Here is a 23,835-nt window from a genome sequence, read left to right as displayed (position 1 = left end):
GGCGACCAGCCAGGCCGGATCGACGCTGAAGGTGCGCGAGTAGCAGCCGGTGGGGTTGTCTTCCGGCACGCGTGGCGGATCGACCGGGAATGGATAGCGCACGTTGGTGTAGATCGGCGCGTCGTAGCCGGCGAGCTGCCAGTTGCCCGGCACCGCCAGCGGGGCGGCGTCCGGCAGATCCTGCTGCAGCCAGTCTTCCGGCGCCGCCTGCGGGCGCGGGAAATAGCTGAAGCGCCATTCGCCGTTCAGCGACTTGCGGCTGGCGCTGGGGGCATCGTCGCGCGCGTCCTCCACCGTGCGCCAGCTGGCGAACGGCGGGTGGGCGTCCAGCCGGCGGTAGTGGGTGCAGGCCGGGTTTTGCCAGTCACGGCGGGCGAGGATCTCGGTCAGGGAAGCAAGGGGCGCAGCAGGCATCGGCGATCGTCCAGTTGGCTAGGTGATGCTCACCAAGATGCTGACCGGCGCATAAAAAGTAAAGCGGTTACACGCAACCTTGCAAGGGCGATCAAATAACCGTTAATGCGGCTCGCCGGCGCGATAGATCCGCTGTGGGCGGCCCACCTTGCCGTAAATGATCTCGGCGCGCAGCTGCTGCGCGGCGGTGCAAAATTCCAGATAACGGCGCGCGGTGGTGCGGCTGAGCCCCATCTTTTGCGCAACGCTTTCAGCGGTGTGGCGCGCGGCGGGTTCGGCGAACAGCGCACGGATCTTGCCCAGCGTCAGCTCGTCGATGCCGGCGGGCAGCGCCGCCTGCTGTTCGCCGCGGGCATAGGTGTTGAACATCTCGTCAATGCGGCGTTGGTTGAGGCGCGCCTTGTCCTTCAGCGCTTCGCGGCGTTGGCTGAAGCGCTGAAGGGTTTGGCTCAGCCGGTCATAGGCCAGCGGTTTGATCAGGTAGTCGAACACGCCGTAACGCAAAGCCTCGGCCACGGTGGCCATGTCGCTGGCGGCGGTGATGAACACGATGCCGCCGCGATAGCCGCTCAGCGTCAGTTCGCGCAGCAGGGTGATGCCCTGGCCGTCGGGCAGAAAGTTGTCCAGCAAGATCAGGTCCGGCTTGAAGCGTTCGGTCATGGCGCGGGCCTGCGCCAGCGTACCGGCCAGCCAAATCTGGCGGCAGCCGCCGTTCTGGCGGATAAACTCCGCATGCATCTCCGCCAGCGGCGTTTCGTCTTCAACGATCAGGATGTTCAGCCATTCCATAATGAAACCTACTATTGCAATCAAGATGCTAAATGAATGTAAGTAAATTGCGGCGTCAAATAAAGATTATCTCAATAATAAACACCATAAGATTAATTAAGTAAATAAAGAACATTAAATAACTTATTAACCGGGGACGGTTTGTGAAATAGGTCAATAATCCGCGTTTTTTTTCTGTTTACCATTGGTTTATCGAGTGCGATGTCGTGTTTATCTTCATGGTTTTTAAGGTTTTAATTAACCTTGTCAATGTTAATTAAAAAGCCTTTTTGTATTTAACTTGTTGTTTGTCAGTTAACCCAGAGAGCGTGTTATGTTAGGCGATGCCGTATTTAATCGGGTAAAGCGATCGGATCATAAAGCGATTTCGGAAATAAGCGCCTTCTTGCGCAGTAACGATCTGAATATCGACACTACGGTTGAAATATTTATTACCGTTACCCAGCACGACAAATTGGTCGCCTGCGGCGGCATCGCCGACAATATTATCAAATGCGTCGCCATCAGTCCGCTGATGCGCGGCGAAGGGTTGGCGCTGGCGCTGGCGACCGAGCTGGTGAACCTGGCCTACGAGCGGCACCATACCCAGCTGTTTATCTACACCAAGGTGCAGAACGAGCCGCTGTTCCGCCAGTGCGGTTTCTACCCGATCGCCACCGTGCCAGGCATCGTGGTGCTGATGGAAAACAGCCCGTGCCGCCTGAAGCGCTATGCCGCCCAACTGGCGAGCCAGCGCCGGCCGGGCGACACCATCGGCAGCATCGTGATGAACGCCAACCCCTTCACCCGCGGGCATCAGTATCTGGTGCGTCAGGCGGCCAAGCGCTGCGACTGGCTGCACCTGTTTCTGGTGAAGGAAAACACCTCGCGCTTCAGCTATGAAGACCGCCGCCGACTGGTGTTGGCCGGCACCGCCGATATCCCCAACCTCAGGGTACACGAAGGCTCGCAGTACGTGATCTCGCGCGCCACCTTCCCCTGTTACTTCATCAAGGACCAGGGCGTGGCCGACGACTGTTACACCGAAATCGATCTGAAGATCTTCCGCCAGTATCTGGCGCCCGCGCTGGGCATTACGCACCGCTTCGTCGGCAACGAGCCGTTCTGCGCGGTGACCGCGAAATACAACCGCGACATGCGCTACTGGCTGGAAACGCCGGCGCTGCCCAGCCCGCCGATCGCGCTGGTGGAAATCGAGCGTTTGCAATATCAGGGCACGGCGATCTCCGCCTCCTGGGTGCGCAAGCTGCTGGCGGCGGGGGACTTCCACGCCGCCGCGCCGCTGGTGCCGCCGGACACCCTGTACTACCTGCAGGATCTGCAAACGCAGCGCCGGGCCAAGGCGGCCCCGCATCCTTTTGAGTCCGCACAATCAGGTGAATGATGAAAATTATCCGAGAAGCAATGGCCGGCACGCTGGAATCCAGCGATGTCATGGTGCGCATCGCGCCCGCCGAAGGGCCGCAGCACGATCTGCTGATCGCCAGCAGCGTGGAAAAACAGTTCGGCGCGGCGATCCGCCACACCCTGTTGGAGGTGCTGCAGCGCTATGAGGTGGAGCCGGTGCAGGTGATCGTTGACGACAAAGGCGCGCTGGACTGCGTGCTGCGCGCCCGGCTGGAAACCGCGCTGATGCGCGCCTGCGAGGGCGGCCAACTGCCGTGGGAGGCGAAAGATGAAAACGCTGAATAAAACCCGGCTGCGCCGCAGCATGCTGTTCGTTCCCGGCGCCAACGCGGCGATGGTCAGCAACGCCTTTATCTACCAGGCCGACGCGCTGATGTTCGATCTGGAAGACTCGGTGATCCTGCGTGAAAAAGACGCGGCGCGCCGGCTGGTGTACCACGCGCTGCAGCACCCGCTGTACCAGGAGGTGGAAACCATCGTGCGCGTCAATGCGCTCGACTCCGCCTACGGCCTGGCGGACCTGCAGGCGGTGGTGCGCGGCGGCGCAGACATCGTGCGTCTGCCTAAGACCGACAGCGCGCAGGACGTTATCGACATGGAGCGCGAGATTGCCGCCATCGAAGCGGCCTGCGGCCGGCCGGTCGGCAGCACCGGGCTGTTGGCGGCGATCGAATCGGCGCAGGGCATCACCAACGCGGTGGCGATCGCGCACGCTTCGCCGCGTCTTATCGGCATCGCGCTGGGGGCGGAAGACTATGTACGCAACCTGCGCACCGAACGCTCGCCGGAAGGCATCGAGCTGCTGTTCGCCCGTTGCTCGCTGCTGCAGGCGGCGCGCGCCGCCGGCATTCAGGCGTTCGACACCGTCTACTCCGACGCCAACAACGAGGCCGGTTTCCTGCAGGAGGCGGCGCTGATCAAACAGCTCGGCTTCGACGGCAAATCGCTGATCAACCCGCGCCAGATTGAGCTGCTGCACAACCTGTACGCGCCGACCGCCAAAGAGGTGGCGCACGCGCAGCGGGTGGTGGACGCCGCCGAAGCGGCGGAGCGGGAAGGACGCGGCGTGGTGTCGCTCAACGGAAAAATGGTCGACAGCCCGGTGATTGAACGCGCCCGGCTGGTGCTGGAGCGCGCCGCGCTGTCCGGCTTACGGGAAGAACCGGCGCAGCACGGGGAGGAAGCATGATGAACCGCCAACAACGATTGATGACCTTCGCCAACCCGGCGGATCTGCCGGGCTATCAGGACGTCTCCAAGGCCAATCTGCAGGCGCGCAAACCGCGCGATCTCAAGCTGTGCGATTCCTTGCAAGAGGCGGTGCGCCGCAGCGGATTGCAGGACGGCATGACTATCTCCTTCCACCATGCGTTTCGCGGCGGCGATTTGACCCTCAACCAGGTGATGGAGACGCTGGCGGCGATGGGGTTCCGCAACCTGACGCTGGCCTCCAGTTCGCTGACCGATTGCCACGCGCCGTTGGTTGAACACATTCGCCACGGCGTGGTGAGCCGCATTTACACTTCCGGGTTGCGTGGCCCGCTGGCGGACGCCGTTTCGCGCGGGCTGCTGGCGGAGCCGGTGCAAATTCATTCGCACGGCGGCCGGGTCAACCTGATCGAATCCGGCGAGCTGAAGATAGACGTGGCCTTCCTCGGCGTGCCGGCCTGCGATGAGTTCGGCAACGCCAACGGCTACAGCGGTGAAGCCTGCTGCGGCTCGCTCGGCTATGCGCGGGTGGACGCCGAGGCGGCGGGCACCGTGGTGCTGTTGACCGAGCAACTGGTGCCGTATCCGCATCATCCCGCCAGCCTGGCGCAGGATCGGGTGGACCTGATCGTGCAGCTGGAGCGGGTGGGGGACGCCGACAAGATCGGCGCCGACGCCACGCGCATGACCTCGAACCCGCGTGAGCTGCTGATCGCCCGCCGCGCCGCCGAGGTGATCGCTGGCTCCGGCTACTTCACCGAAGGCTTCTCGCTGCAAACCGGCACCGGCGGTGCCTCGTTGGCGGTGACCCGGTTCCTGGAGGACAAGATGCGCGCCCGCGGCATTCGCGCCGCGTTCGCCCTCGGCGGCATCACCTCGACCATGGTGGATCTGCACGAGAAAGGGCTAATCGGCAAGCTGCTGGACGTGCAGAGCTTCGATCGGGCGGCGGCGACCTCGCTGGCGCGCAACCCGCGCCATATCGAAATCAGCGCCAACCAGTACGCCAACTTCAGCTCCAAGGGGGCGTCGGTCGATCGGCTCGACGTGGTGGTGCTGAGCGCGCTCGAGATCGATACCGGTTTCAACGTTAACGTGCTGACCGGCTCCGACGGCGTGCTGCGCGGCGCGTCCGGCGGCCACTGCGACACCGCCGCCGCCGCGCGGCTGGCGATCATCGTCGCGCCGCTGGTGCGTGGGCGCATTCCGACGCTGGTGGAGCAGGTGACCACCTGCGTCACGCCGGGCTCCAGCATCGACATTCTGGTGACCGACCACGGCATCGCCGTCAACCCGGCGCGGCCGGAGCTGGCGCAGCGCCTGCGGGAGGCTGGGCTCGAGGTGGTGAGCATCGACTGGCTGCGCGCCCGCGCGCTGCAGCTGACCGGCGAACCGCAGCCGATCGCCTTTACCGACAAGGTGGTGGCGGTGGTGCGTTACCGCGACGGCTCGGTGATCGACGTGGTGCATCAGGTGGCGGAGTAACCGATGGCCGCCGTCGATCCCCAACTGGCCGCCGAACGCGCGGTCAGCCTGCCGGAGCTGCTCACCAGCCGCGAATGCCGCCAGGCGCGCCAGCAAGCGTGGCTGGCGCAGCACCAGTGCACGCTGCTGGTGCTGACGCTGGTGGTGCCCGGCCCGGTGAAGGACAGCGCGCTGACGCGCGGCATCTTCAACCTGGGGTGGGCGGCGCTGCTGCGGCTGTGCGCCGAACAGGGCTGGCCCAGCCCGCAGGCCGAAGCGCTGGCGCTCTCCACCGGCTGCGAAGGGTTTGTGGCACTGCGCACCGATGCCCAGCGGGTGAAGGACTGCGCCATGCAGCTGGAGGTGAGCCGCCCGATCGGCCGGCTGTGGGACATCGACGTGCTGGATACGCAGGGGCGCATTTTGTCGCGCCGCGATATCGGCCTGCCGGAACGGCGCTGTTTGCTGTGCGGCCAACCGGCCAAGATCTGCGCCCGCCAGCGGCGGCATAGCAGCGAGCAACTGCTGCATGAAATGGAAAGGATGTTCAACGATGCGATCTCTGCCGATTAATCTGCCCGCCCGCCGTGCCGAACCGGCCTGCGACTTCGCCCGCGCCGCCTTTCGCGCGCTGCTGGTGGAAGTCAACCTCACGCCCAAGCCGGGGCTGGTGGATCGCCATAACACCGGCGCCCACCGCGACATGGATCTCGGGCATTTTTACCGCAGCGCCCGCGCCATCGGCGTGTGGCTGCCGCGCTTTATCCAACGCGGGCGCGAAGACGCGGCTCTGCCGGCAGAGCAGCAGCTGGCGCGGCTGCGGCCGCTGGGCCTGGCCTGCGAAAACCAGATGTTTCGCGCCACCGGCGGCATTAACACCCACAAAGGCAGCGTGTTCTCGCTCGGGTTGCTGTGCGCCGCCTTCGGCCGTCTGCAGCAGCAGGGGCGCGCCATCGGCGCAGCGGCGCTGTGCGCCGAAACGGCGGCGATGTGTCGGGGGCTGGTGGAGCGCGAGCTGCGACGCAACAACGCCGGGCAGACCGCCGGCCAGCGGCTGTTCGCTGCCTACGGCCTCAGCGGCGCGCGCGGCGAGGCGGAAGCCGGTTTTCGGCTGGTGCTGGACGGCGCGCTGCCGCTGTATCGGCAACGGTTGGCCGCTGACGGCGACGAGCAGCGGGCGCTGCTGGACAGTCTGCTGTGGCTGATGGCCCACAACGGTGACACCAACGTCGCCTCGCGCGGCGGCATGCTCGGACTGCGCTGGCTACGGCGCCGGGCGGCGTTGCTGCTGGCGCAGGGTGGCTCGGCCGGGGAGGCTGGCCTGGCGCGCCTGCGGCGCTTCGATGCCGACTGCATTGCCCGCAACCTCAGCCCCGGCGGCAGCGCCGACTTGTTGATAGTGACCTGGCTGCTGGCGCAGCTGGGTGCCCAAGAATAATAACCAAGCCTTCAGGAGAGTCCCCATGTCCCAAACCCAGGAAAAGATCTGGAAAGCGATAGCGCCGCTGGCGGTGCTCGCGATCCTGTTATTGATACCGGTGCCCGACGGCATGCCGCCGCAGGCGTGGCACTACTTCGCCATCTTCGTGGCGATGATCGTCGGCATGATTCTGGAGCCGATCCCGGCCACCGCCATCAGCTTTATCGCGGTGACCGTCAGCGTGCTCAGCGCCAACTGGGTGCTGTTCGGCGCGCAGGAACTGGCGGAGCCGGGCTTCAAGGCCGGCAAAGAGGCGCTGAAATGGGGGCTGGCGGGTTTCTCCAGCACCACCGTCTGGCTGGTGTTCGGCGCCTTTATCTTCGCGCTGGGCTACGAGGCCACCGGGCTGGGGCGGCGCATCGCGCTGTTCCTGGTGAAGTTCATGGGCAAGCGCACGCTGACGCTGGGCTATGCGGTGGTGATCATCGATATCCTGCTGGCGCCGTTCACGCCGTCCAACACCGCGCGCACCGGCGGCACCGTGTTCCCGGTGGTGAAAAACCTGCCGCCGCTGTTCGACTCTTTCCCTAACGATCCCTCCTCGCGCCGCATCGGTGGTTACCTGATGTGGATGATGGTGGTCGGCACCAGCATCAGCTCCTCGATGTTCGTCACCGGCGCTGCGCCGAACGTGCTGGGCATCGAGTTCGTCGGCAAGATCGCCGGGGTGCACATCAGCTGGATGCAGTGGTTCCTGGCGTTCCTGCCGGTCGGTCTGCTGTTGCTGATCATCGCGCCGCTGATTTCCTATTACCTGTACAAACCGGGCGTGACCCACAGCAGCGAAGTGGCCGCCTGGGCGGATACCGCGCTGGGGGAAATGGGCAAGCTGACGCGCAAGGAATACACCCTGATCGGCCTGGTGCTGCTCAGCCTGTGCCTGTGGGTGTTTGGCGGCAAAATGCTGGACGCCACCGCGGTGTGTCTGCTGGCGGTGTCGCTGATGCTGGCGCTGCACGTGGTGTCGTGGAAAGAGATCACCAAATATTCCAGCGCCTGGAACACGCTGGTTAACCTGGCGACGCTGGTGGTGATGGCCAACGGCCTGACGCGCTCCGGCTTTATCGACTGGTTCGCTCAGACCATGAGCACCCATCTGGACGGCTTCTCGCCGAACATGACGGTGGTGGCGCTGGTGCTGGTGTTCTACTTTGCCCACTATCTGTTCGCCAGCCTGTCGGCGCACACCGCCACCATGCTGCCGGTGATCCTGGCGGTCGGGAAAGGGCTGCCGGGCGTGCCGATGGAGCAACTGTCGATGCTGCTGGTGCTGTCGATCGGCATCATGGGCGTGCTGACGCCGTACGCCACCGGGCCGGGGGTTATCATCTACGGCTGCGGCTACGTGAAATCGAAAGACTACTGGCGTCTGGGCGGCATTCTCGGCGTGGTGTACATCGCCGCGCTGCTGCTGATCGGCTGGCCGATCATGAGCCTGTGGTACTGAGTTGAACTACAGCGGCCGCCGCCCGGTGGCCGCTGGTACGATCTTTTCCCGTGAACCCTGTCACACACTTGTCACACTAACCCCGCCATCATACTCAGGCAAACGCTAACACCTTAAAAATAATCATTTTCCGGGAGCCTCTGCGGATGAGAAAAAAAACGTTATTGCTGTGCCTGCCTTTGTTATTCACCGGGAACGCGCTGGCGGAAGCCGGCGGTTATCAACTGGAACAGGTGCTGGTGATGAGCCGCCATAACCTGCGTGCGCCGCTGGCCAATAACGGCAGCGTGCTGGCGCAGTCTACGCCGAAGGCCTGGCCGGCCTGGGAAACGCCGGGCGGCCAGCTGACCACCAAGGGCGGGGTGCTGGAAGTGTACATGGGGCACTACTTCAATGCCTGGCTGAAGCAGACCGGCCTGTTGCCGCAAGAGGGCTGCCCGGCCGCCGGTAGCGTGTATGTCTATGCCAACAGTCTGCAGCGCACAGTGGCCACCGCGCAGTTCTTCAGCAACGGCGCGTTCCCGGGCTGCGACGTCAGCGTGCACCATCAGGACAAGATGGGCGAGATGGATCCGACCTTCAACCCGATCATTACCGACACCAGCGAAGCCTTCAACCAGCAGGCGCTGGCGGCGATGAACGCCGCGCTGGGATCGCTGAAGCTGGACGCCTCTTACCAACAGCTGGCGAAGATCATCGATTACAAGGATTCCGCCGCCTGCAAGACCGACAAACACTGCGATCTGACCAAAGAAGCCAGCGTGATGAGCGCGGTGCCGGGCAAAGAGCCGGGCGTCTCCGGCCCGCTGCGGGTGGGCAACTCGCTGGTGGACGCCTTTATGCTGCAGTACTACGAAGGTTTCCCGATGAAAGAGGTGGCCTGGGGCAAAATCGCCACCCCGCATCAGTGGAAACAGCTGGCGCAGCTGAAAGACGGCTATCAGGATTCGCTGTTCACCTCGCCGGTGGTGGCGCAAAACGTCGCCAAACCGCTGCTGACTTATATCAACAACGCGCTGCTCGGCGAGCGCAAACCGGACGCGCCGAAGCTGACGGTGCTGGTCGGCCACGACTCCAATATCGCTTCGCTGCTGTCGGCCATGCAGTTCCAGCCGTATCAGCTGCCGCAGCAGTATGAGAAAACGCCGATCGGCGGCAAGCTGGTGTTCCAACGCTGGCGCGACGCGCAGAACGACCGTGAATTGCTGAAGATCGAGTACGTCTATCAGTCCACCGAACAGCTGCGCAAGGCGACGCCGCTGACGCTGCAAACCCCGCCGCAGCGCGTAACGCTGGCGCTGAAAGGTTGCCCGATCGACAAGGACGGTTTCTGCGCCTGGAGCGATTTCGAAAAGACCATGAAGGGCATCTTGTAATGCCCAGCCTCTCTCCCGACCGCGGGGGAGAGGCCTCTTCCCATCCCGGCTAACGCGCCGCCGTGCCGGCCTTAACGCCATTTATTTTGCCCAGAGTCATTGTTGCAGGCCGTTTCGGGGGCTAACATCATCAGCCTGCCTGCTTATCATGGATACTGCCGTTGCCCACTTTTATCCGCAATATCGACTTTTTCACGCCGGACGGTTATCCGGGCCAGGTGGCGCGCTGCCAGTTTGCGTTGGCGGAGTATCACGACGACAGTTTTTCTGCATTGGGCTTTACGCTGCCGGATCATCTGGCGCGCGCGGTGCCGAAGCGCCGTGCGGAGTATCTGGCCGGACGCGTTCTGGCGCGGCAGCTGTTGGCGCCGCTCGGTTTCGTCGATTTCACTCTGGCGCGCGGCGAAGATCGCGCGCCGCAGTGGCCGGCTGGCATCGCCGGTGCGCTGAGCCATAATTCGAATACCGCGCTGTGCGCCGTGCACCGCGAGAGCGGGCTGGGCGGCGTTGGGCTGGATGTGGAGACGCTGCTGTCTGACGAGCGGGCGGAGGAGCTGTGGGGGGCGATCGTTTCGCCGACGGAGCGCGAGGCGTTGCTGCGCGAGGCGCTGCCGTTCAACGCGCTGCTGACTCTGACGTTTTCCGCCAAAGAGAGCCTGTTCAAGACGCTTTATCCGCAGGTGCGCTGTTACTTTGACTTTCTTGATGCGCGCATGACGGCCGTGGACGTGCAGCGGCAGACGTTCGTATTAGAGCTGCTTAAGACATTGACGCCGCATTGCCCCGCCGGGCGCCGGTTCAGCGGGCGTTTTTGGCGTGAAGGTGACGACGTCACGACCTTTATTTTTTGCTAAAACACAATAATAACAGTGTGTTATTTATTTCTGTGCCGTAACGCGGATTTGCCGCGGCGCGCCGAAAGATTCATTCACCGGTGATTGACCCACGGTGGGGATCCGGTGTAATTTACCATCCTTTTTATGGCTAATGATAATTATTCGCATAAACATTATCATTGGTGAGGCGCAACAAAGGAGTGGTCTTGTGGCGACACTGACGACAGAAAACCAAACCTTCCCCGGGTTTGTGTACGCCGAGCAATCGACCTTTTTGTACCGGTCCGAATTCCGTTCCCTTTCCGCCGACGGCGTGTTCGAGCGCATTGAGACGCCGGCGTTCGGCGGCGAACAGGAAGGCAGCGCGCTGGCGCAGCATATCCGCGAGGCGCTGGCGCGCGCCAAAGCCGCCGGCCAGGCGGCACCGGTGGTGGTGGGTGCCATTCCGTTCGATACGCGCCGGCCTTCCTGCCTGTATGTGCCTGAAAACTGCCAGTTTGTCGCCAACGACAGCTTTACCCACGCCGCGCGCCCGATGCTGCAACAGCCGCATCGTCTTGCTGCCTGCACCAGCATTCCGGACGAGCCGCGCTTCAAGCATGCGGTGGCGGAAGCGGTAAGCCGCTTTAAACAAGGCAAGCTGGACAAGGCGGTGCTGTCGCGCATCCTCGACATCGAGCTGGAGCAGCCGGTGGCGGGCCACCAGATCTTCAATAACCTGATGGTGCAGAACCCGACCGGTTATCACTTTTCCCTGCCGTTGGCCGATGGCGGCGTGCTGATCGGCGCCAGCCCGGAACTGCTGATCCGCAAGCAGGGCGGCGAGATCCACACCAATCCGCTGGCGGGCTCGGCGCGCCGTCAGGACGATGCGCAGCAGGATCGCCTCGGTAGCGAGCGCCTGATGCGCTCGACCAAAGACAAATACGAACACAAGCTGGTGATAGAGGATATTCGCCGGCATCTGGCACCGCTGTGCGCCAGCCTGAGCGTGCCCAGCGGCCCGTCGCTGCTCAGCACCGGCACCATGTGGCACCTGTCCACCCGCATTCGCGGCGAGTTGCTGAACCCGACGCTCAACGTGATGCAGCTGGCTTGTCTGCTGCATCCGACACCGGCGCTGTGCGGTTTCCCGACCGAGAGCGCCCGCCAGCTGATCGCCGATTTGGAGCCGCACGATCGTGGCCTGTTCAGCGGCATCGTCGGCTGGTGCGACGCCAACGGCGACGGCGAGTGGGCGATCGTCATCCGCAGCGGTCTGCTGCACGGTAACCGGGTGCGGCTGTTCGCCGGCGCGGGCATCGTCGCCGCTTCGACGCCGCAGTCCGAGTGGATGGAAACCGCCGCCAAACTGGGCACCATGCTCAACGCTTTCGGCCTGAACAGCGGCGCGCTGTAGGGCCTCTTTGCGGCGCAGTGTGCGCCGCGCCATACGCTTTCGCAGGAGACAACGATGAACAACAACATGACCCGGCTGTGCGCCCGGATGGCGGTGTGCGCATGAGCATTCAGATGGATTTCACCGGCAAACGGGTGTGGGTGACCGGCGCGGCGCGCGGCATCGGCGAGCAGATCGCCCGGCACTTTTTGGCTCAGGGTGCTGAGGTGGTGGGATTTGACCGCGAATTCGCCAACCCGGATCTGCCTTACCCTTGCGTGACGCTGGACATCAGCCGGCCGGAACAGGTGGAGGCGGTGTGCCGCCAACAGCTGGGGGAGAACCCGCGACTGGACGTGTTGGTCAACGCCGCCGGCATTTTGCGCATGGGCAATACCGAAGATCTGAGCGTGGATGACTGGCATCAGTGCATCAACGTCAACGCCTCGGGGGCGTTTTACCTGTTCCGCGCGCTGCTGCCGCACTTCAAGGCGCAGCGCAGTGGGGCGATCGTCAGCGTCGGCTCCAACGCTGCGCACGTGCCGCGCGCGCAGATGGCGGCCTACTGCGCCTCCAAGGCGGCGCTGACCAGCCTGAACCACTGCGTGGGGCTGGAGATGGCGCCGTTCGGCGTGCGCTGCAATCTGGTGTCGCCGGGCTCGACCGACACGCCGATGCAGCGCGGCATGTGGCAGACCGACGATGCGCAGCAGCGCACTATTGCCGGCCTCCCCGAGATGTTCAAACTGGGGATCCCGCTGGGTAAAATCGCCCGCCCGGACGAGATCGCCAACGCGGTGTTGTTCCTGGCCTCCGACTTGGCCAGCCACATCACCATGCAGGATATCGTGATCGACGGCGGCGCCACGCTGGCCGCCTGAGTCAGACCCGCTGGCGGCGCAGCAGGTGCTGCGCGCCTTCCGCCGCCAGCAGCAGCACCGCCAGCCAGATCGCCAGATAGGTCGGCCATTCGCTTTGGCTGATGCTCTCGCCGAGCAGCAGCGCGACGATCACCAGCAGCACCGGTTCCACATAGCTCAGCAGGCCGAACAGACTGAACGGCAGCAGGCGGCTGGCGAGGATGTAACACACCAGCGCCACGGCGCTGATGACGCCGAGCAACGGAATGCGCCAATACAGCTCGGCATTGACCTGCAGTGCCGCCGCGCCGTGGTCGCCGAAAGCGAACCAGGCCGCCGCCGGCAGCATCAGCGCCAGCTCGCACCACAGTCCGCCGAGGTTGTCGGTGCCGAAACGGCGCCGCAAAATAAAGTAGAGCGGATAGCCCAGCGCCACCACCAGCGTCGGCCATGAGACGCCGCCCGCCTGATACAGCTCATTGCCTACCCCTACCATAGCGCACGCCACCGCCAGTTTTTGCAGCAGCGACAGCCGATCGCGATAGATCAGGCGCCCCGCCAGCACCATGGTCAGCGGCAGCAGAAAATAGCCGAGCGACACGTCTAGCGCCTTGCCGTGCAGCGGCGCCCACAGGAACAGCCACAGCTGCACCCCCAGCAGCGCCGAGGTGAGCAGCAGGCCCAGCAGCCGCAGCGGCCGTTGGCCGATCCAGCCCAGCGTGTCGGCCACCTTGCGCCAATCGCCGGACAACGCCATGAATAGCGTCAGGAACGGCAGCGTCAGCAGCGTGCGCCAGCCGTAAACCTGTTCGCCGTTCAGCGGGGTGAGGGTAGAGGTGAAGTAATACATCGCGCCGAACAAGATGGAGGCGACGACCGAAAGAGTGATGCCCTTAATCACACGCATTCCTGGTGAGTGATTGATTTTATGGCGGCTACTGTAGAGAAATTTGCCGCCAACGACAATGGCGTTGCCGGGCGCTGGACAATCGACGGCAGCGGGTTACAATTAATACTGTGTATTCATACAGGCTTTGACGATGACAATCGATCTTTTTGAAGACGCACTGCCGCCGCCGTGGCGGGAAGAGATCGCTCCTGGCGCGGTGGTGATGCACGGCTTCGTGCGCGATCACGGGCCGGAACTGCTGGCGGCGGTGCAGGGCGTGGTGGCTCAGGTGCCATGGCGGCATTTGACCACCCCTGGCGGGCATGTGATGTCGGTGGCGATGAGCTGGTGCGGCAACGGCTGGACCAGCGACAGCCGTGGCTATCGCTATTCGGAGCGCGACGCGCGCAGCGGCAAGCGCTGGCCGGCTATTCCCCCCATCCTGATGGCGCTGGCCGACGAGGCCGCACAGCAGGCGGGCTTCGGCCCCTTCGTGCCGGACTCTTGCCTGATGAACCGCTACGATCCGGGCAGCAAGCTGTCGCTGCATCAGGATAAGGACGAACATGACTTCGGGGCGCCGATCGTCTCGGTTTCGCTCGGGCTGCCGGCGGTGTTTCAGTTCGGCGGCTTGCAGCGCAGCGACCGGGCGCGGCGCATCCCGTTGGCGCACGGCGACGTGGTGGTATGGGGCGGCCCGGCGCGGCTCTGCTTCCACGGCATCCTGCCGGTCAAAGAAGGCTACCACTCGCTGGTGGGGCCGCACCGCATCAACATTACGCTACGCAAGGCGCTGTAGCTGCGGTTCCTGCGCCAGGCAGGCGACGAGATAGTCGATGAATACCCGCAGTTTGGGCGGCAAATGCTGGTTGGGCACGTACAGCAACCACAGGCCGCCGTGATAGCTGCTGAGAAAATCCCATTCCGGCAACACTTGCACGATCTCGCCGTCTTCGAGCGCCTGGCGGGCGGTAAAGTACGGCAGGCTGCCGATGCCGATATGCTGTTTCACTGCGTCCAGCCGCACGCCGGTGTGGTTGGCGGCGTAGCGGCCGCGCACGTTGACCGTCACCGTTTTGCCGCTGCGGCGGAATTTCCATTGCGCATCGCTCGGCGTCTCTCCCAGATAGATGCAGCTGTGTGCCGTCAGATCGTGCGGGTGCTGCGGCGTGCCGTGCTGCGCCAGATAATCCGGCGTGGCGCACAGCAGATGGTCTATTCTCATCAACTGGCGGCCGATCAAACCGGGCGACGGGCGATCGGTAATGCGCAGCGCCAGATCGACCCGATCGTCGATAAGATCCATATAGCGATCTTCCAGCCGCAGCCTGACGTCTACCTTCGGGTAGCGCCGCAGAAACGCCGGCATGTGCGGATGTAGCACGAAACGACCCACCGCCTTGGGGACGCTGATGCTGACCAACCCTTCGGGCTCCGCGGCGCCGCGCCCGCCGATCGCCATCGCCGCCTCGGCCGCCGCCAGCATGGCGCGGCAGTGTTGAAACACCTCTTCGCCGCTTTCGCTAAGCCGCAGCTTGCGGGTGGTGCGGTGCAACAGCTGCAGCGCCAGCGCCTGCTCGAGTTTCGCCACGCTGCGGCTGACGGCGGAAGGCGAAGCACCCAGCTTACGGGCGGCGGCGGAAAAGCTGCCGCTCTCCACCACCTGGACGAAAACGGCCATTTCGGCCAACAGGGCGTAAGAAAGATTTGTGCTCATGACGCAAAGGTCCATTGTGATGGCGACGGATTATCCTCTGATTATGACATGAATATAATGGCTTCCTGAATCGAGGAGAAAAATGATGACCGAACGACGTTATTACTACAGCGACGAGTTACAGGGCCAGGCACAGGTGTTGAGCTGCGCGCCGGCCGAGGCGGGCGCTTACGCCGTAGAGCTCGACGCCACGCTATTTCACCCGCAGGGCGGCGGCCAGCCCTCCGACGTGGGAACGTTGGACAACGTCGCCGTCGTGCGGGTGCAGCAGCAGGGGGATAAGGTGGTGCACTTTACCGCCGCGCCGCTGCCGATCGGGCCGGTTACGATGCGCATCGATGAAGCGCAACGCCGGCTGCATGCCCGTTGGCACTCCGGCGGACATCTGATCGGCTGGCTGGGCGAAGGCCGGGGGTGGCGGCCAGTCAAGGCGCATCATTGGCCGGGGGAAGGCCGCATCACGTTTACGCCGGGGGCAGACGCGCAGACGATCGAGGCGGATGTTTTACAAGCGGAGCTGGCGCATCTGATCGCCGCCGATCTGCCGCGTCGCCAACAGGCGGTGGACGGCATGCGCCAGGTGGGTTTCGGCGAGCTGCCCGCTTACGGCTGCGGTGGCACCCATGTCGCCACGCTGGCCGAGATAGGGGCGGTGATCGTCACCGGCGTCAAAATGAAGAAAGGGCAGCTGATCGTGCAGTATGAGCTGGGTTGAATAAACTTGATTGTCGTACCCTGTACGAGTAGCCTGGAGGGAAAGATCGCAGGAGGCGACGATAATGGACTATCTGGAGTTTATCGAAACGACCGTTTTCAGCAGAAAGCGGGCCGAATTGATGAAGGATGATGACTTTCAGGCTTTCCAAAGCTGAATCACCATGACGGGGATACGATCAGCCACACGGGCGGATGCAAAAAGATACGCTGGGGGTTGGAAGGAAAGGGAAAACGCGGTGGCGTTAGAGTGATCTATTATCTGACGGCCGCCAGCGGCCGAGTGTACTTGTTATTGATATATCGTAAAAATGAAAAGGATGATTTATCCGAACAGGAAAAGGCGATATTGAGATCCATCGTTCAACAACTTGATTAGCGATGGCGAAACTGCGTGACGAAGGAATCAGGGCATTATGAAAAAAGAACTTTTCGACGATTTGGTCAGCAGCATGAGCGAAATGGTGGCGATCGAAAAGGGTAAGATGACGCCAAAGTCCGAGCATGTCCATCGTCATGCCATTCCGGACGTTAAGTTGCTGCGTAAATCCAGTGGAATGAAACAGGCCGAGTTTGCCAAAGCGGTGGGGGCCAGCGTGGGATTGGTGCAAAGCTGGGAGCAGGAACGCCGTATTCCCTCGGGCTCGGCCTTGAAGCTTCTGCTGCTGATTGAGCGGAATCCCGCTTTGCTTGATGAATTGCTGGTGATTTAAATCATGTTCAGCGCCCGGCCTGCCGCAGCTGGGTGCAGAACGTGCATTGGCATCCCGCCACTGGCACCGCCGCGCAGCTGCCGATGTTCACCGCCTGGGCGTCCATGGCGTGAAAGCCGTAAAACAGATTTTCGATGTTTTGCTCCGCCGCGCGCGCCTGCTCGGGACGCGGCTCGGGCACCTTCGACTGAAACGCCGCGGCCTTGCCGGCCAACAGGCTGAGAAACAGCAGCGACAGCTGGATTTTCATCGTCGTCTTCCCTTCGTTAATTTCTGATACATTATAACAGAATAAATGCCCTGCCAAGCGGCACCCGGAAACAAGGTAACGAAGAGAGGACAGGGCGCCGTCGCCTGCGCCGGGAGAGGAAAACGGCGTCATATCGCCGGCTTTTTTGTTGCACGACGGCGGTTTTTCGGCGGCAATCGTACCCCGCAGGGCCGTGATTGCCGCCAGACCGAGGCTCATCGGTTTGAGAGGATGCGTCTTTTGCGCATCGGTTCAGACACTGTCTTCAGAGATCAGCACTTCGGTAATATCAATTCGATGCAGCAGCTTTCTCAGCTTTTCATGGCTGATTTTTTTCATGCGGCGCAATCGATACAGTTCTTCCCTTTCTGCGTGCAAAGAAGCCAGGTACAGCTGCCTTTCGAGCCGTTTCAGCGCCACGATGTTTTTAATATCGTCCTTGGTCAGGATTTTTCGCTGCAGCACGTCCAACATCCGGCGCGTCGTTTCTTCAATCAACTCTGGCGTTGCGTCGTCCGGTGGAGTATCGATCAGCTTTTCCTTCGTTTCATTAACCGCTTTGATGGCGGCACTCGCCAGCGCCTCTGAGACTGAAAACGCTTCTTCCTGATCCTCTTCAGGCGGCGGGTTGCCGCGCAATAGCAAAGGCAAGGTGAGTATGCCGACGACGATCGACAGCAAGATGACGCCAGAAGCGATAAATACCAGCTGATAGCGCCCCGGGAATGGCGAACCGTCGAGCAAGAACAACGGGATCGACAACACGCCTGCCAACGTGACGGCCCCACGAACCCCGGCGAAGGACGCCACGAACAGATCGCGCGTGCTGAATTTCGAAAATAACAGCGGATCTTTGCGCATCAGCTTCGCGCTGCCGAATTTCATCAACCACAGCCAGATCAAACGTACCGCGATCAAACTGAAATAGATGATGGCCACGTAACCCAGCAGTTTCTCCAGACTGACGGAATGATCCATATCGGTTTGCGCCAGGGTGAAGTTCAGGATGCCCGGCAGCTGCAGCCCGAGCAAAATGAACACCATGCCGTTAAAGATAAACTCGAGCATTTCCCATATGTTATTGGTGCGCAAACGCACCAGCGGCATATTGTGATTCACTTTGGATTGGCCAATCATCATGCCGGCGCTGACGGCAGCCAGAATGCCGGAGACGCCGATCTTTTCCGCTATCAGGTAACAAGAAAAGGGGAGCAGCAAAGAGAAGACAATCTGCGTAGCCGAGTCGTTGTACATCCATCTGTGGATGAATTTAACCATTTGATTATATAAAACGACGATAACAATGCCGCAGAGCACCCCGCCAATAGAGACCTGCAGAAAGGTCAGAAAGGCGCTTTCCCAGGTGAAGGCCAATGCGCCGAGCGCAACGGCGATGGAAAAGTTAAGGGAAACCAAACCGGAAGCGTCGTTCATGAGCGCCTCGCCTTCGATCACGCGCATGACCGGCTTGGGCATGCGCCCTTTGCCGACGATGCCGGAAAGCGCGACGGCATCGGTAGGCGACAGGACGGCGGCCAGGGCAAACGCGGCCGCGAGAGGGATAGACGGAAGCAGCAAGTGAATCAGATAGCCCACCCCCACCACCGTGATGATCACCAGCACCAAAGCCAGGCTCAGTATTTCTCTGCCGTAATGAATAAACTCTTGCGCCGGCGTTTTCCATCCGTCGGCAAACAGCAGAGGAGGGATAAACAGCATCAAGAAAAGTTCGGGGTTGAAGTCGATGTGCAGGCCAAATTGCGGCCAGGCCAAAACGGCGCCGACGATGATTTGCACCAGCGGCAAGGGAATTTGGAATGGAAATATTCTCGTCACGATGCCGGACAACGAGACGGTGAGTAATAAGATTAATATGGTGAAGAATGTTTCCATCGTGAACCTTTGGTTGGTTAATTTTTCTCGCCGTTTTCAGGCGCTGCCTGCCTGGTGGCTGCCGCCCCGACAGGCCCGTCCTTCTGCAGGCGGATAAGCTATGTATGGCTCCAGGGCGGCCATCGATAGCGGCCGTCAGAGTATCGTGTAGTGTCCCCCGGCAGATTCGATCGGCCGGGGGAACGGGGTCAGGATTCAGGAAGCGCAAACGCCATGACGTAATCGCCGGTTTCTTGCGAGTGCGCCGCGCCGCCGACCACAATCACGATGTATTGCCGGCCGGTTTTCGGCGAAACATAGCTCATCGGCGTGGCGCTCGCGCCGACCGGCAGCGCGTACTTCCAGACCTCCTTACCGGTGCTGCTGTTGTAGGCCCGCAGATAGTAGTCCTGGAAGCCGGCGAAGAAGACCAGGCCGCCGGCTGTCGTCATGGTGCCCGCATAGGTGGGCATGCCGACGGGCATTGGCAGGTGTGACCTGATGCCCAACGGCCCCATTTTTTCGGCGGTGCCGGCAGGGATTTGCCAGGCAATTTTCTTGTTTTTGTAATCGACGGCGGTGATGGTGCCGTAAGGGGGCTGGTTACAAGGCACCTCGAGCGGCGACATCCACATCAGCGTGATCATACCGTATGGCGTGCCAATCATGGGCGATGGCCCATGGCCGTCGATCACTTTCTGCGGATACTGTTTCGCGACGCGCTCATAGTTATCGCGCGCCACTAACCAGAACACATTCGGGATCCGCACATCGTTCATGTAAGCCATGTGGTTCACCGGATCAATCGACATGCTGCCCCAGTTGAGACCGCCTATATTGCCGGGCTGCTCGAGCGTGGGCCGCGTGCTGATTGGGGTCATGGCCCCCTGATAATTCATCCGTTTGAACAAGATGCGGCATGCCATTTGATCAAACAGGGTGGTGCCCCACATTTTCTCTTCGGTAAGGTGTTCGGCGCCGATGGTCGGCATGCCGACAGAAAACGGCTGGGTCGGTGAGAGTTTTTCTTCCGGAACGGCGCCTTGGGTCGGTACGGCTTGCTCTTCAACCTGCGCCAGCGGCTGGCCTGTCTCACGGTTCAGGTAGAAAATCTGCCCGCGTTTAGTGCCCAACAGGAGGACGGGCACCGGATTATGCCGATCGTCGAAGCCGTCCACCAGGGCGGGCTGGGAGGCGAGATCGTAATCCCAGATATCGTGGTGGGTCGTTTGGAATTTCCAGCGCTCGCGGCCCGTTTCAATATCGATGGCGACAATGGATGAGTTGTAGTCGTCCGAGTTTTTAGGGCGGTTCATGCCGTAATAGTCGGGTGTCGCGTTGCCGAGCGGTGCGTACAACAAACCCAATTTGTCATCATAGGCGGCGGTGGTCCACATATTCGGGGTGCCGCGGGTATAGGTGCTTCCGGGCGGCGGCGTTTTGGCGATCGCCGGATTGCCTAAGTCCCACGCCCAGTCCAACTCGCCGGTTTTGGCGTCAAACGCTCTGATGACGCCGGAAGGCTCCCCTTTCATCACATTATCGATGACCCAACCGCCGACGATAATTTTCCCCCGGGCGATAGTTGGCGCTGACGTCTGGAAGTAAAATCCAGGTTCGATTTTCCCCATATGCTGGCCGAGGTTAACCTCGCCGTTTTGACCGAATGAGGGGCATTTCTGGCCTGTTTTGGCATCCAGCGCAATGATGCGGGCGTCGATTGTGGTATGAATGATCGTTTTTTCGCACACAGAGCCTGGCGCCGCATCCTCATTCTGGTAGTAACCCAGCCCGCGACAGCGCTGCCAGACCGGGGATGTGGAATGCGAGTCAAACTGCCAACGCGCTTTGCCCGTATCGGCATCGATGGCGGTAATCAGCCCGTTGGGCGTGCAGTTATAGACCAAATCATCAATGGCCAGCGGGGTGTTCTGATCGACGCCCGGCCTGAAATCGCCGGTCCGGTAAACCCAGGCGAGCTTGAGATCTTTGACTGTGGAACGGTTCACTTGATTAAACGGCGCATAGCGCGTTCCTTCCGTCGTGCGGCCATAGGCGCTCCAATCCGCAGGGGCATTATCGCTTTTGCTCTCGATAAAGGTTGCGTTGTCAGCAGGCGTTATCGCTCCATGGGGGAAAAAGGCGCCGCTAAAGAAAGCAACGAATGCAACGGATAAAACCGTACCGGCAACGTAAGCCTGTTTTTTTCCCTTAGCGCTGTACAGATGCGAGGGAAGTAAAAATGCGGCGATGATAGAAAGGCCCGCGGGAACCAGCAGACGAGGGAACAGCGCCCAGTAGTTGAGCCCGGATTCCCAAAGCGCCCACAGCGTCGTGATGAAGAACAGCGCAATGGTTAAGTGATAACCCTGTTTGTTGCGTTTAAACACCAGTATCGCGGCTGCGGCATAACCTATCCCTGCAATGGCATAGTAAAACGAGCCGCCGAGGGCAATGAGCCAAACGCCGCCCACGGTCAACGCAACGCCCGAAAAAACCAGCAAGCAAAAGAACGTGATTATTAAAGCTCTCTTTACAACCGATGTTCTAATCATATGTTTTCCTTTGACCTGTCAATCCCATTGGGATCATCATTCCATCGCTCTCAATACGCGAAAATGCCGGCATGAAAGGCACTTTCATCGCCTTGAGACGGTTCACTAACGCTTTATGGCTGTTAAGGTCTTGTTTCGTTTTCCATTTCATGGCGCAGAATGGCGGCCTGGATCCGCCGCCCGAGCGAGATAAAGGTTTTATTGAGCAATGAGGGCGCGTACGTGATTAACGTATGGCTTATCGCATCATTTAATACCGGGTTGAAAACCGTTGCTGAACGGCGCGGCTTTCAGTATTACGGCGAATTTAATACTCTGTTAGACGATATGTGCGCCTGATGAAAGGGCCTCTTTGGGCTAATTATTTAGAGTGATGCGCAATGCAGTGCTATTTTAAATAACAGGCTTTTACCGATTTTCATAACTCGATAAATTCAGTGTGAAACTTCATTCTTTATCAAGCCGGTGTCGATAAAAACGGCGAAAAAAATGATTCAACGCCATTCTCTCACCATCGACATAGACAATATAACCTTTCCCGCGGTCGCCGATAGTCACTTTTTCCACATTAACATCGGGGTAGTGTTTTTTTAAATTTTTTGACCATGCGTGAGTGCTCATAATTCTATTTTCCTGACGGGGTTTACTCTTGTTTAAGGCATGTTAATAGCACCGGTGAATACAGGCATCGTGGAAATAAAATATCTTCCCTGTTTAGGGATGTCTACAAGAGGGGGGAGCGGGGTAAAGCGGACGTCAGGCGGTATGATGCGATCGGGGTTTTTCAATAAATCCAATTAAAACAATAAGTTGTAACTCAGCCCGCACGAAAGGTAAATTAATATAACTCATTGATATATAAGGTATTGGTATGTTAGTCACATTGCGGTGATTTATCCGCAGATAAACGTTCAGCCATTACCATGGCCACAAGATAGAGACCGGGCTCGGTTTGCAAAATGATGTTGATGGGCTTTCCAATTGGATAAGTCCTAAAGTTTGCTCTGTTTTAACGTGCGCGCGTGATGCCGCTCGCAAGCTCAATATGATTTTTACTGATTGATATAGATTGCATTAGTAAAGCCTGAGGTCGACATTGACGTGCCGGTTATTCTGGCATTTTCGCTCCATTTATTTCTCTTTTCCTGGCAGGGAATAAAATAGGGATATAGGTCTTCATCGCTATTTCGCCATTGCCTATTGGACTAAGGATTTCGATGAGGAAGCGATCGACCATGCCCACTTTATTTATCGGGAATGATTTGGTGTAAATGCTTTGCGTGAACTGTTGCGCTTCATCGCTCGCGCCTTTAAAAGTGAATTCGGCAAACAGTTGCATATCCTTTTTTTCCTGAGCCTCGGCCAGCGAGGCAAGAACGCTGCTGATATCAGCGCCTTCAGGAACATAGGTCGTCTTCAAATAGATGCTAACGTGGTTCTCTTTGTTGGCACTTGCACCGAAGTTAAAAAAATTAATCATGCCGCCGTCTGTTGCTTGCATTTTATCAATTGCCGCCAATCGCAGCGCCGAAACCGCGGGGTGGAAGTGATAGATCTCAGCATCGATACAATCCCCTGATTCATCAAAAAATTTTGGCAGGTGGACATAGTGATGTTCGGGTATGCCATCGAGAAACAGCAAGGGGATGGCGGAGGAGACGTCCCAGGATTTGCTCTTGCGGTACTGCATCGGCGACGTTCTGAACTGCTTGCGAAACGCTCGGCCAAATGATTGATATGACTGAAATTTCAACTCATTAACGATATGGGAAATGGAGAGGTTTGTCGCTTTCAGCATAAATGCGGCGCGAATGAGTTTTCTGCCCCTCACATAGTTGCCGAAAGTCATTCCCGTTTCATCTTTAAAGGCTTTCTGGATATGCCCACGTGAGTATCCGCTTTTTTCTGAAAGCATCTCAACAGTGAGCTTCTCATTGAACCCACTTTCCTCGACCCAGGCGAGCAGCTCCTCAATGACTTTGGTTATAAACATGCGGGAGCTTCCTTTTAGTTATCTGCCTAATGGTTGCGTCAGGTAAAATAACGCTTTATCGGTAATCAGCGACAGCGGCCTGATTCATTCGCTTTTTTAGGCAATATCCTGAGTATAGAACGCACGCAATATTAACGCGGCAAACTGAGAAAAATGTACTCAAAAGTGTCATTTGGCAACTAACTGGGTAGGGCGAGAGACGGCAGATGGCGTGACTCAGATAGTGTGATTTTATAATTAATTGATTTTTATTTGTTTTTTGTCGTTGCGTCCGATCCTGACAGGATAGGGTACGGGGAGCAGAAGCGCACTTTTTATTCATTGATAGATAAAAACTCTATATGTCTGCCAATTTATTGACAGTAACATCTTTTACAATCGAAATAATTAACTATGCTATGTTTAAGGGTGAGTGGTTAAGGAGTAAATAGGCCTAAGGCTGCGCTGTAAAATAATATCTAATCCAAATTGG

Annotated in this window: 23 protein-coding genes and 1 pseudogene; 15 read left to right on the top strand and 9 right to left on the bottom strand. The window is 59.8% G+C overall.

From position 1 onward, the window contains the following. Both AC6BYQ_RS08260 and dpiA read right to left on the bottom strand, forming a co-directional pair. On the bottom strand, positions 1 to 414 hold a 414-nt coding region (locus AC6BYQ_RS08260), incomplete at its 3' end, for a sugar-binding domain-containing protein (RefSeq protein WP_498056678.1). Between the two features lie 102 nt (positions 415 to 516). After that, complete coding sequence (gene dpiA, locus AC6BYQ_RS08255; protein WP_004940807.1) at positions 517 to 1,203, bottom strand: two-component response regulator DpiA; 687 nt, start codon at positions 1,201 to 1,203, stop codon at positions 517 to 519. A gap of 313 nt (positions 1,204 to 1,516) precedes the next feature. Here dpiA and citC point away from each other — a divergent pair, with 313 nt between their 5' ends. The 11 genes from citC (at position 1,517) to dhbA (ending at position 12,681) form a co-directional block, all read left to right on the top strand. Next, positions 1,517 to 2,587 carry a [citrate (pro-3S)-lyase] ligase gene (citC, locus tag AC6BYQ_RS08250; RefSeq protein ID WP_498056677.1) on the top strand — a complete coding sequence of 357 codons (1,071 nt, stop codon included), beginning with the start codon at positions 1,517 to 1,519 and terminating at the stop codon, positions 2,585 to 2,587. After that, a complete protein-coding gene (citD, locus tag AC6BYQ_RS08245; protein ID WP_019452464.1) occupies positions 2,587 to 2,895 on the top strand; it encodes a citrate lyase acyl carrier protein in 309 nt (102 codons plus the stop codon). The genes citC and citD overlap by 1 nt, the downstream gene beginning before the upstream one ends. Next, positions 2,879 to 3,799, top strand: coding sequence for a citrate (pro-3S)-lyase subunit beta (citE, locus tag AC6BYQ_RS08240; protein WP_044030873.1), 921 nt, complete (start codon positions 2,879 to 2,881; stop codon positions 3,797 to 3,799). The genes citD and citE overlap by 17 nt, the downstream gene beginning before the upstream one ends. Further along, a complete protein-coding gene (gene citF / locus AC6BYQ_RS08235) occupies positions 3,799 to 5,304 on the top strand; it encodes a citrate lyase subunit alpha (protein WP_004940815.1) in 1,506 nt (501 codons plus the stop codon). The genes citE and citF overlap by 1 nt, the downstream gene beginning before the upstream one ends. Before the next feature lie 3 nt (positions 5,305 to 5,307). Further along, complete coding sequence (gene citX, locus AC6BYQ_RS08230) at positions 5,308 to 5,856, top strand: citrate lyase holo-[acyl-carrier protein] synthase (RefSeq protein ID WP_498056676.1); 549 nt, start codon at positions 5,308 to 5,310, stop codon at positions 5,854 to 5,856. Then, entirely contained in the window at positions 5,837 to 6,721 is an 885-nt protein-coding gene (gene citG, locus AC6BYQ_RS08225; RefSeq protein WP_498056675.1) for a triphosphoribosyl-dephospho-CoA synthase CitG, read from the top strand. The genes citX and citG overlap by 20 nt, the downstream gene beginning before the upstream one ends. Positions 6,722 to 6,746: 25 nt before the next feature. Then, the gene (locus tag AC6BYQ_RS08220) at positions 6,747 to 8,210 is read left to right on the top strand and encodes an anion permease (protein ID WP_004940821.1); all 1,464 of its coding nucleotides are present in this window, start codon (positions 6,747 to 6,749) and stop codon (positions 8,208 to 8,210) included. A gap of 146 nt (positions 8,211 to 8,356) precedes the next feature. Then, positions 8,357 to 9,586, top strand: coding sequence for a bifunctional glucose-1-phosphatase/inositol phosphatase (gene agp / locus AC6BYQ_RS08215; protein WP_498056674.1), 1,230 nt, complete (start codon positions 8,357 to 8,359; stop codon positions 9,584 to 9,586). 161 nt (positions 9,587 to 9,747) lie between these two features. Further along, positions 9,748 to 10,440 carry a 4'-phosphopantetheinyl transferase family protein gene (locus tag AC6BYQ_RS08210; protein ID WP_019452470.1) on the top strand — a complete coding sequence of 231 codons (693 nt, stop codon included), beginning with the start codon at positions 9,748 to 9,750 and terminating at the stop codon, positions 10,438 to 10,440. A gap of 190 nt (positions 10,441 to 10,630) precedes the next feature. After that, positions 10,631 to 11,821, top strand: a complete 1,191-nt coding sequence (locus tag AC6BYQ_RS08205) for an isochorismate synthase (RefSeq protein ID WP_498056673.1) — start codon at positions 10,631 to 10,633, stop codon at positions 11,819 to 11,821. A 101-nt stretch (positions 11,822 to 11,922) separates the two neighbouring features. Next, a complete protein-coding gene (gene dhbA, locus AC6BYQ_RS08200) occupies positions 11,923 to 12,681 on the top strand; it encodes a 2,3-dihydro-2,3-dihydroxybenzoate dehydrogenase (protein ID WP_498056672.1) in 759 nt (252 codons plus the stop codon). Position 12,682: 1 nt separating this feature from the next. On the opposite strand, the gene rarD is transcribed toward dhbA, so the two are convergent. Beyond that, positions 12,683 to 13,561 carry an EamA family transporter RarD gene (gene rarD, locus AC6BYQ_RS08195; protein WP_498056671.1) on the bottom strand — a complete coding sequence of 293 codons (879 nt, stop codon included), beginning with the start codon at positions 13,559 to 13,561 and terminating at the stop codon, positions 12,683 to 12,685. Positions 13,562 to 13,700: 139 nt separating this feature from the next. Here rarD and alkB point away from each other — a divergent pair, with 139 nt between their 5' ends. Continuing rightward, entirely contained in the window at positions 13,701 to 14,348 is a 648-nt protein-coding gene (gene alkB, locus AC6BYQ_RS08190) for a DNA oxidative demethylase AlkB (RefSeq protein ID WP_019452474.1), read from the top strand. Here alkB and AC6BYQ_RS08185 read toward each other — a convergent pair. Then, positions 14,331 to 15,266: a LysR family transcriptional regulator gene (locus tag AC6BYQ_RS08185; protein ID WP_080494312.1), complete on the bottom strand. Its 936-nt coding sequence runs from the start codon at positions 15,264 to 15,266 to the stop codon at positions 14,331 to 14,333. The two genes, alkB and AC6BYQ_RS08185, sit on opposite strands and share 18 nt — an antisense overlap. Before the next feature lie 85 nt (positions 15,267 to 15,351). Here AC6BYQ_RS08185 and AC6BYQ_RS08180 point away from each other — a divergent pair, with 85 nt between their 5' ends. The 3 genes and pseudogenes from AC6BYQ_RS08180 to nadS all read left to right on the top strand — a co-directional run bounded on the left by AC6BYQ_RS08180 (position 15,352) and on the right by nadS (position 16,693). Further along, positions 15,352 to 15,981: an alanyl-tRNA editing protein gene (locus AC6BYQ_RS08180; RefSeq protein WP_063917890.1), complete on the top strand. Its 630-nt coding sequence runs from the start codon at positions 15,352 to 15,354 to the stop codon at positions 15,979 to 15,981. Between the two features lie 64 nt (positions 15,982 to 16,045). Continuing rightward, positions 16,046 to 16,359, top strand: a pseudogene (locus tag AC6BYQ_RS08175) (type II toxin-antitoxin system RelE/ParE family toxin). A gap of 37 nt (positions 16,360 to 16,396) precedes the next feature. Beyond that, positions 16,397 to 16,693, top strand: coding sequence for a NadS family protein (gene nadS, locus AC6BYQ_RS08170; protein ID WP_154746488.1), 297 nt, complete (start codon positions 16,397 to 16,399; stop codon positions 16,691 to 16,693). A gap of 7 nt (positions 16,694 to 16,700) precedes the next feature. On the opposite strand, the gene AC6BYQ_RS08165 is transcribed toward nadS, so the two are convergent. The 5 genes from AC6BYQ_RS08165 to AC6BYQ_RS08145 form a co-directional block, all read right to left on the bottom strand. Continuing rightward, entirely contained in the window at positions 16,701 to 16,943 is a 243-nt protein-coding gene (locus tag AC6BYQ_RS08165) for a hypothetical protein (RefSeq protein WP_498056670.1), read from the bottom strand. Positions 16,944 to 17,195: 252 nt separating this feature from the next. Next, positions 17,196 to 18,836 carry a Na+/H+ antiporter gene (locus AC6BYQ_RS08160; protein WP_063917892.1) on the bottom strand — a complete coding sequence of 547 codons (1,641 nt, stop codon included), beginning with the start codon at positions 18,834 to 18,836 and terminating at the stop codon, positions 17,196 to 17,198. A 188-nt stretch (positions 18,837 to 19,024) separates the two neighbouring features. Next, on the bottom strand, positions 19,025 to 21,370 hold the full coding sequence (locus AC6BYQ_RS08155; protein ID WP_498056669.1) for a membrane-bound PQQ-dependent dehydrogenase, glucose/quinate/shikimate family: 2,346 nt from the start codon (positions 21,368 to 21,370) through the stop codon (positions 19,025 to 19,027). Positions 21,371 to 21,817: 447 nt separating this feature from the next. Continuing rightward, positions 21,818 to 21,991 carry a hypothetical protein gene (locus AC6BYQ_RS08150; protein WP_154746484.1) on the bottom strand — a complete coding sequence of 58 codons (174 nt, stop codon included), beginning with the start codon at positions 21,989 to 21,991 and terminating at the stop codon, positions 21,818 to 21,820. 487 nt (positions 21,992 to 22,478) lie between these two features. Next, positions 22,479 to 23,363, bottom strand: coding sequence for a helix-turn-helix domain-containing protein (locus tag AC6BYQ_RS08145; protein WP_498056668.1), 885 nt, complete (start codon positions 23,361 to 23,363; stop codon positions 22,479 to 22,481). Between the last annotated feature and the right edge of the window lie 472 nt (positions 23,364 to 23,835).

Source organism: Serratia sp. LTN-2, from assembly GCF_059740205.1.
Note: the sequence above shows the minus strand (reverse complement) of the source record. Positions and strands in the feature narration are given on the sequence as shown.

Bases quoted from the DNA above. Each gene is read 5' to 3' on its own strand.
- citX (WP_498056676.1), top strand. From the start codon at position 5,308: ATGGCCGCCGTCGATCCCCAACTGGCCGCCGAACGCGCGGTCAGCCTG.
- dhbA (WP_498056672.1), top strand. From the start codon at position 11,923: ATGAGCATTCAGATGGATTTCACCGGCAAACGGGTGTGGGTGACCGGC.
- AC6BYQ_RS08155 (WP_498056669.1), bottom strand. From the start codon at position 21,370: ATGATTAGAACATCGGTTGTAAAGAGAGCTTTAATAATCACGTTCTTT.
- citF (WP_004940815.1), top strand. From the start codon at position 3,799: ATGAACCGCCAACAACGATTGATGACCTTCGCCAACCCGGCGGATCTG.
- AC6BYQ_RS08165 (WP_498056670.1), bottom strand. From the start codon at position 16,943: ATGAAAATCCAGCTGTCGCTGCTGTTTCTCAGCCTGTTGGCCGGCAAG.
- citD (WP_019452464.1), top strand. From the start codon at position 2,587: ATGAAAATTATCCGAGAAGCAATGGCCGGCACGCTGGAATCCAGCGAT.
- dpiA (WP_004940807.1), bottom strand. From the start codon at position 1,203: ATGGAATGGCTGAACATCCTGATCGTTGAAGACGAAACGCCGCTGGCG.
- agp (WP_498056674.1), top strand. From the start codon at position 8,357: ATGAGAAAAAAAACGTTATTGCTGTGCCTGCCTTTGTTATTCACCGGG.
- citC (WP_498056677.1), top strand. From the start codon at position 1,517: ATGTTAGGCGATGCCGTATTTAATCGGGTAAAGCGATCGGATCATAAA.
- AC6BYQ_RS08160 (WP_063917892.1), bottom strand. From the start codon at position 18,836: ATGGAAACATTCTTCACCATATTAATCTTATTACTCACCGTCTCGTTG.
- nadS (WP_154746488.1), top strand. From the start codon at position 16,397: ATGAAAAAAGAACTTTTCGACGATTTGGTCAGCAGCATGAGCGAAATG.
- AC6BYQ_RS08220 (WP_004940821.1), top strand. From the start codon at position 6,747: ATGTCCCAAACCCAGGAAAAGATCTGGAAAGCGATAGCGCCGCTGGCG.
- citE (WP_044030873.1), top strand. From the start codon at position 2,879: ATGAAAACGCTGAATAAAACCCGGCTGCGCCGCAGCATGCTGTTCGTT.
- AC6BYQ_RS08150 (WP_154746484.1), bottom strand. From the start codon at position 21,991: ATGAGCACTCACGCATGGTCAAAAAATTTAAAAAAACACTACCCCGAT.
- AC6BYQ_RS08145 (WP_498056668.1), bottom strand. From the start codon at position 23,363: ATGTTTATAACCAAAGTCATTGAGGAGCTGCTCGCCTGGGTCGAGGAA.
- alkB (WP_019452474.1), top strand. From the start codon at position 13,701: ATGACAATCGATCTTTTTGAAGACGCACTGCCGCCGCCGTGGCGGGAA.
- citG (WP_498056675.1), top strand. From the start codon at position 5,837: ATGCGATCTCTGCCGATTAATCTGCCCGCCCGCCGTGCCGAACCGGCC.
- AC6BYQ_RS08185 (WP_080494312.1), bottom strand. From the start codon at position 15,266: ATGAGCACAAATCTTTCTTACGCCCTGTTGGCCGAAATGGCCGTTTTC.
- AC6BYQ_RS08180 (WP_063917890.1), top strand. From the start codon at position 15,352: ATGACCGAACGACGTTATTACTACAGCGACGAGTTACAGGGCCAGGCA.